9 protein-coding genes are annotated in these 6,095 nt (G+C 60.7%); 1 reads left to right on the forward strand and 8 read right to left on the reverse strand.

The features are described from left to right. Positions 1–388: 388 nt before the first annotated feature. A complete protein-coding gene (locus AC629_RS50055) occupies positions 389–523 on the forward strand; it encodes a hypothetical protein (protein WP_283848242.1) in 135 nt (44 codons plus the stop codon). A gap of 506 nt (positions 524–1,029) precedes the next feature. Here the strand turns inward: AC629_RS50055 and AC629_RS42680 are convergent. From AC629_RS42680 to AC629_RS42720, 8 genes are all read right to left on the reverse strand, one after another. After that, positions 1,030–1,281: a hypothetical protein gene (locus AC629_RS42680; protein ID WP_084810614.1), complete on the reverse strand. Its 252-nt coding sequence runs from the start codon at positions 1,279–1,281 to the stop codon at positions 1,030–1,032. Positions 1,282–1,572: 291 nt separating this feature from the next. Further along, positions 1,573–1,884 (reverse strand): hypothetical protein, encoded by a 312-nt coding sequence (locus AC629_RS42685; protein ID WP_084810621.1) that lies wholly within the window; start codon positions 1,882–1,884, stop codon positions 1,573–1,575. Positions 1,885–1,965: 81 nt separating this feature from the next. Beyond that, the gene (locus AC629_RS49580; protein ID WP_143199901.1) at positions 1,966–2,286 is read right to left on the reverse strand and encodes a YMGG-like glycine zipper-containing protein; all 321 of its coding nucleotides are present in this window, start codon (positions 2,284–2,286) and stop codon (positions 1,966–1,968) included. Positions 2,287–2,519: 233 nt separating this feature from the next. After that, positions 2,520–2,870, reverse strand: a complete 351-nt coding sequence (locus AC629_RS42695; protein ID WP_084810615.1) for a hypothetical protein — start codon at positions 2,868–2,870, stop codon at positions 2,520–2,522. A gap of 729 nt (positions 2,871–3,599) precedes the next feature. Continuing rightward, entirely contained in the window at positions 3,600–4,595 is a 996-nt protein-coding gene (locus AC629_RS42705) for an aldo/keto reductase (protein WP_210419211.1), read from the reverse strand. Between the two features lie 110 nt (positions 4,596–4,705). Next, positions 4,706–5,260 (reverse strand): thioredoxin family protein, encoded by a 555-nt coding sequence (locus AC629_RS42710; protein ID WP_084810618.1) that lies wholly within the window; start codon positions 5,258–5,260, stop codon positions 4,706–4,708. A 141-nt stretch (positions 5,261–5,401) separates the two neighbouring features. Continuing rightward, positions 5,402–5,719 (reverse strand): hypothetical protein, encoded by a 318-nt coding sequence (locus AC629_RS42715; protein WP_349531685.1) that lies wholly within the window; start codon positions 5,717–5,719, stop codon positions 5,402–5,404. Between the two features lie 116 nt (positions 5,720–5,835). Then, on the reverse strand, positions 5,836–6,057 hold the full coding sequence (locus AC629_RS42720) for a hypothetical protein (protein ID WP_084810620.1): 222 nt from the start codon (positions 6,055–6,057) through the stop codon (positions 5,836–5,838). Positions 6,058–6,095: the final 38 nt, after the last annotated feature.

Consider the following 6,095-nt stretch of genomic DNA (forward strand, 5'->3'; position numbering starts at 1 on the left):
TAACTTCCAGGTACTCGTTGATGGCCCTCTCAGCCAGTGGAATTGCGTTTGGGTCTCCCTTGGCGATCAGCCGCCGCAGGATCCCCTGACAAGTATCCAAGTGGGGCATACCGTGAATATGCGCCCGGATTCGCGAAATTCAACTTCAGACACCGGGGGGTCGATACGGACAGTTTCCCGTTGTCGACGAGCCGCCAACCTCGGCCGCTCGTTCGTTTTGCAGAACGGCCCCACGACGATTTCGAAACGAGACGACCCCTAATTTGCGGGTAATGCTTGCCGACAACAGCCGCACCACCTTGCACGACCCTGCAGCATCAAAGACAAGCGCAGGAGCAAAACGACCTTCGATCCTGAGGAGATCGTCACATTGTACGGGCAGGGCCAAATGACGCTTCGAACCGCTGTTCAGCGGGTCGTGGCCCAGAAGCTACACGGCTTGGACGCCACGATATTCAGGGAAGCTCAGCCGTCGCTGCTCGACCATGAGCAGATCGCGAAGCTCGCCGCAGAGTGGAGCTAGCGGCCGGTCTTTCCTGTGGACCACAGCGCTTCCACGAAAACAAGACAGCATCGACTCAGATATGCTCCGACGGTGCGCGACTCCTCTCCCGGTCGCGCGCTGGGACCTTTAAGCCCCGGCCCAGCTCCCTTGGCTGGGGCTCTCTTTCGATCAACGCTATCGCTCCCCCATGAACCTTGATCGTTACGCCGGAACGGCCAGCGCTGCGGGCCTCGTACTGCTAATCATCACTTGGTTAGGCCTGTGAGGCCCGCTCCATTCGACGTGGACGGATGTCGGTGAGTTCATCAAAGTGCTTGGGTCGATCGACTGGAGGTGCGGCCGTCACCGGTGCGGTTGTGGCATGGCGCGGACTGGAAAAGTGGCGCGCCGAGACGGCCTGCATCAACAAGAACCATACGCCATGCCTGCGGGAAACCGGCGTGCTGTAGCCGCGCGCTGATCGTCCCCAAAAACGAAAAGAGGCCGCCAACTGAGGCGGCCTCTTGCGCGTGTCCTTTATGCTTTTAGCGCTTGAGCTTACCGGGCGCGTAGCCTGAGGCTCCCGGGGATCCGGTTACGGGTCCATTGGACTGCATCTGATGGCCGGGGGAATAGCCTGAAGCGCCGGTCGTGCCCGTGACGGGGCCGCTGCTCTGGAACGGATGGCCCGGCGAGAAGCTGGAGGCGCCTCCGCCAAAGCTGCCGCCCGGTCCACGCGCATGGGCCGCCGAAGTGACAGCGACGAACGCAGCCGCGATTACGAACACCTTTTTCATTTGATCCACCCTTTCTCTCTTTGATCGGCTGCCAACGATTCAGCAGCCGTCCCGGATCGGGAAAAAGTAGAAATCGGATGGCGTGTTGAAAGTAAGACGCAGTCTGGTCTTTGGTGCGAATGCGTCAAAGCTCGAACGATCTTATTCGAGATTGCGATTCATATCCTGACAGCAAGCTTACATGGGAACCTTATGCCCCAGCTTTACCTATCGAACAGCGCGTGACTTCTAGCGATGAAGCGAGGATGCGCGTGGATCGCGATGCTCTCGACGCCGCACGCTGATCGCGGCTCATTGCTCTTTGTCATCCTCCAAACCGCGGCGCCAACCGTAACCGCCCCAACGTGGACCGTAGCCATAGTTATAGCGGTACCGATAACGCTCTCGCCACTCGTCGCCATCATCATAGCGTCGATAGTAGCCGTAGGGACGGTAATAGTCCCGCTGGTGCCAGCAGCGCCCCCATTCGTTGCACACCCAGCGAACCTGCTCGACGTTCAACGTTGGTGCGGTCGAGCGCGAGATCGGCATGGCGTCGGCACTACTCGCGGCTAGGGCGGCGAACGCCGCGGAAGAGAGTAGAATGGCAATCGGCTTTCCCATCGGAGTCTCCATGGCTGCATTCATGGGCGCAGTGTGGCGCGGGAGGCGCCGCCGTGGCTGGGGACGCCTTGCCGACCGGTGTCAGTACCGGCCTTGGTAATAGCGCTCGTCGCATTCAGCGACATAGATCCTGCCGTCGGGAGCGCGGTAGCGGCACATTTCCCGCCCAGACGGTGGTGGGTTGGTAGAGTCGGCTACGGCCGCGCCAAGCAGGGCGCCGGCACCAGCACCAAGAATGGTGCTACCCGCATTCCGGCCGATAGCTTGACCAACGAGCGCTCCACCGACAGCGCCCACGGCGGCGCCGGTCGCGGCCCGTTGCTGCTGTTGAGTTTGTGCGCAGCCCGCGAGCGAAATACAAATGGCTAAGATACTAGCCGCAGAAATCTTTGGAATATTCACGCGCGTGAGCCTCTTTGCGTTAATTGTGATGAAGAAGATGGTCCCAGCGACTGACCTGGTGGAATGACGAACCATCGTGGCCGCGTTCGGGCCGTAAGAGGGTGCTATCACGACCACCACCGCGTGGCCGGCTGTCATGCTGATCGGGCCAACACAAAGGCCCGCCGGCGGTCGGGGCGCTGCTTTTGCAGCACCCTCTGTTGATCCGGCGGGCCTTCTTCCGCGCTGGCGGATTAGTCCTCGTCGTCGTCCCAACCCGAAACGCTGCGGTAATCGTGGTCGCAATGGCGATATCGATGTTGGGGCGCGTAATAGCCATCATCATAGCCGCTGTAGTCGCGGCTGTACGTCGAATATCCGCTGTAGTAGCGACGAGGGGCTGGATAGCTGTAGGACGGATAGGACTCGTAACCTTGCGCTTCCGACGCCAGTGCGCCGCCGACGAGAGCCCCGACGACCAAACCGCCGATAAGCGCCGCGTTGCGGCCGTCATGTGCTTGAGCTGGTGCGGATCCGGTGAACAGCGTTGCGGCGACGGCAAGCGCGGCGACGCTGCTTGAAAGAGCTTTCTTGAGCGAAACCATTGTCCCCTCCATGTGGTGATCGCGTTCTACATCGCGCGCTTTGAAGGAAGGCTGAACCTGCGGTTGTCGCCCGTTCATCTAAGAGAGTGGCTGGCCGTTCTTGAGTTTGACGCCGCCGCGCGTTGATCGACCTCGAACCCAAGAATTGTCGTGAGAAAGACGTCGTCTCGCGCGAACATTACCGCAGAGCGGATAACGGCTGCGCCAGGGAATGTGGCTTGCACGGCCGCCTCGCCCTCGCCGTGACTGCGAATATAGGGTGAAGACGATGCGGGGTCCGCACCTTGCCGGCAACGACCGCTCAATTTGTTCAAGCTGCGCATCGCTGAGACCGGATACGTGACCAATGACTTCAAGGAGCAAGTGTTTCAGCGTAGCTCAACCTTGCTGGTAGCGGCCGTCATGGCCGGGCCTATCCCGGCCATGCATTCTTCCTTGCAGAAGAAGTGGACGCACGGGACAAACTCAAGCATGACGAATCCAGAACTGAAGTACTCTATTTCCCGCTCATAATACGGTGCTCGATTTCGGCTTGTGGCCCATCGCGTCGTTTCGCTGCTATGCAACAGTACGTCGGCTATTGGGGGCACGGCGGACTCTGGCAAGCCGTCCGCCCGGCGCGCTTATGGGTTCACGGCCTACAACGCCACCACTGACGTCATCGGTTATTCCAAAATAATGGAGTGGACGAACGGGCATTCTGGCCAGGGGTTTTGATGGGCGCCGGAATCATCCGCCATGTGCTGAGGCTCGGTCGATCGCGTCAAACTCAGTCCCACTCAACCGCCAACTCAGTGCATTGAGATTGACCCTGGCATGATCAGGCTTGGTCGCGCCCGGGATGGGGATCACGTGACTGTCGCGCGCCAACAGCCAGTTTAAGGCGACCTGGCTGATGCTGGCATCGTGCGCGCGGGCAATCTCGGTGAGACACGTTAGCAGCGCTTTCGCGTCCATGCCGTCCGACGGCTGCGTGAGGCGGCCGGACGCAAGGGGAAAATACGCGACCAGCGCCACATCGAGCTCACGGCAGGCTGCGAGCACCCCATTTGTTTCCGCTGCTCGTCGGAGCAGGCTGTAGTTGACCTGATTGGCTGCGAGCCGAACGCCTGCCCTTGCGAGGTGATCGGCCACGCGGCGCATCTGCTCCGTACTGAAATTTGCCACGCCGACCGCGCGTGCCTTGCCGGACTTCACCGCTTCGACGAGGCCATCGGCGAACACTCGCACATCGATCAACGGCAGCGGATAATGGACGTAGTAGAGATCGATTGTCTTGAGGCCCAGGCGCGCGAGCGAACCGTCAAGCGCGCTTATCAGGCGGCGCGGAGAGGTTCGGCCCGGAAAGGGAAGGAACTTCGATGCTATCACCGTGCCGACGGGACCGGCGCGCAAGCAATCACCCACGACGCGCTCCGAGAAATAGATCTCGGCCGTATCGATCATGCATGGGCCGGCATCATGAATGATCCTGTACGTTTCCAACACGGCCCCGCGATCGGCACGCCGCCACTTGTTCGTGCCGATGCCCAAGGGCAGCACACGGATGCCCGTTCGACCCAAGGGGCGTGTTTCATGATCTGCGGGCATCGCTGGACCTCTCCAAGGCGAAAGCGCCGTTTGCTGTTGGTGTGATGACAATGGCACTTCCAGCTTACGCCATAGCCACCACGCGGTGGTATCTGCCGAGTCGGTCGGCAGTTCAAGGGAAACCAGACTGCGCATTGGCCTAACGATGGACGGTCCTGGCCGCTCGCGCGGTCGAGGTCGGTTCAACCTAGAGAGCGGGTGCTCTTCAGATCCCGCGGGTGGGAGGCCAGGACAACGGCTCGGCCTTATGCGTCCTTCCATTTGATCGAGCAGCCGATAGACGCCTTTTGGTCGGCCGGCGCCACACCGGTGGTCGCAATCGCACGCATGGCCTCGACAAGCTCTCGCGGCACTCCCGCGCGAGGCGGAGTTGTGCGGCCTTCGTCGAGCCGGCCACGATACTTGAGCTTGCGGTCGGCATTGTAACCGAAGAAGTCCGGCGTACAGACCGCCCCATACGCCCGTGCGACTGTCTGGGTCTCATCGTGAAGATAGGGAAACGGGAAATCATGAGCCTTCGCGAAACGCTTCATATTCTCAAACGAGTCTTCGGGGTAGGTCGCAGCATCATTCGAGCAAATCGCTGCAAAGCCGACGCCCTCCGAAATGAGCACGCGGGCGTCCGCAACCATGCGGTCGATCACCGCTTTAACGTATGGGCAATGGTTGCAGATGAAGACGACGACCGTGCCTTTTTCGCCCGCAACGTCGTCCAGTGCGTAAGCCTTGCCGTCGGTGGCCGGAAGCCGAAATTCCGCCGCCTGCGTATCGAGAACGACTTGTGTAGCTGTTGCCGCCATATCGCACCTCCTTGTGCTCCAAATATATGCCGAGACGGCCCGCCGGTGCACGGTTTCCAAAGCCGGTTCGCCGACCTCGACACCACTTGCAGAATCTGCATTTTTAAAAATTCATGTCCGCCGCGCGTGCGCTTTCGCGCCTCAGCGAATAAGCCGGCTTCGCCGGAATGAGAAACCGGTCGGAGCGAATCTTCTGGCCACCGCGAGCGCGTGGCTCTCGCAGCGTTCCAGCGCAATTTTCTGGGAGAGCATAATGTCTCCGATAGGCAGCTCGCCCAGCGGGAGGAAGCACAGCCCGACCTTCGGGCGGCCGTTGTCGTCGATCTCGCAGACATTCGTCGCGGCGCCAGGATAGATCCTGTACTGCCTGCCGGTGTCGCAGCCGACGACCTCGAAATAGCCTTCTTGCGCAAACTGCGCCCGTTGCGCCGGCGACAGCCAGTGGCGCAGAAGCTGCAACGACCGGCCTTCCGGAGTTCTATCCACACCATGCCTGACAAAGAGAGCCCTTATGGCTCTCTTGCGCGAGCGTTCACCCGGGCGAGACGGCGTAAGGCGCACCATGGCGCGGCCGATTAACCGCCGACCAGCCTTGGAAAGAATACGGTCTCTTCCGCGTTCGGGTCGAACGACCTGATCTGCGAGACTTGACCAGGACCGGCGCGGACCGCAGCGGTAAATCCGGCGTTCGTCAGCTTGTTGAAGCGCTTCTCCGCCTTCGCCAGTTCCTTTGCGTCGCTCGGATTGAAAGGGTGACGGCTGTCGCCGGTGCGGTCCATCACGATCTGGATTGCCATGATCGCCCTCCTCGGATTGCTTATGACAAGGACCTGGA

This window comes from Bradyrhizobium sp. NAS80.1 (assembly GCF_001908205.1).
GTDB lineage: Bacteria > Pseudomonadota > Alphaproteobacteria > Rhizobiales > Xanthobacteraceae > Bradyrhizobium.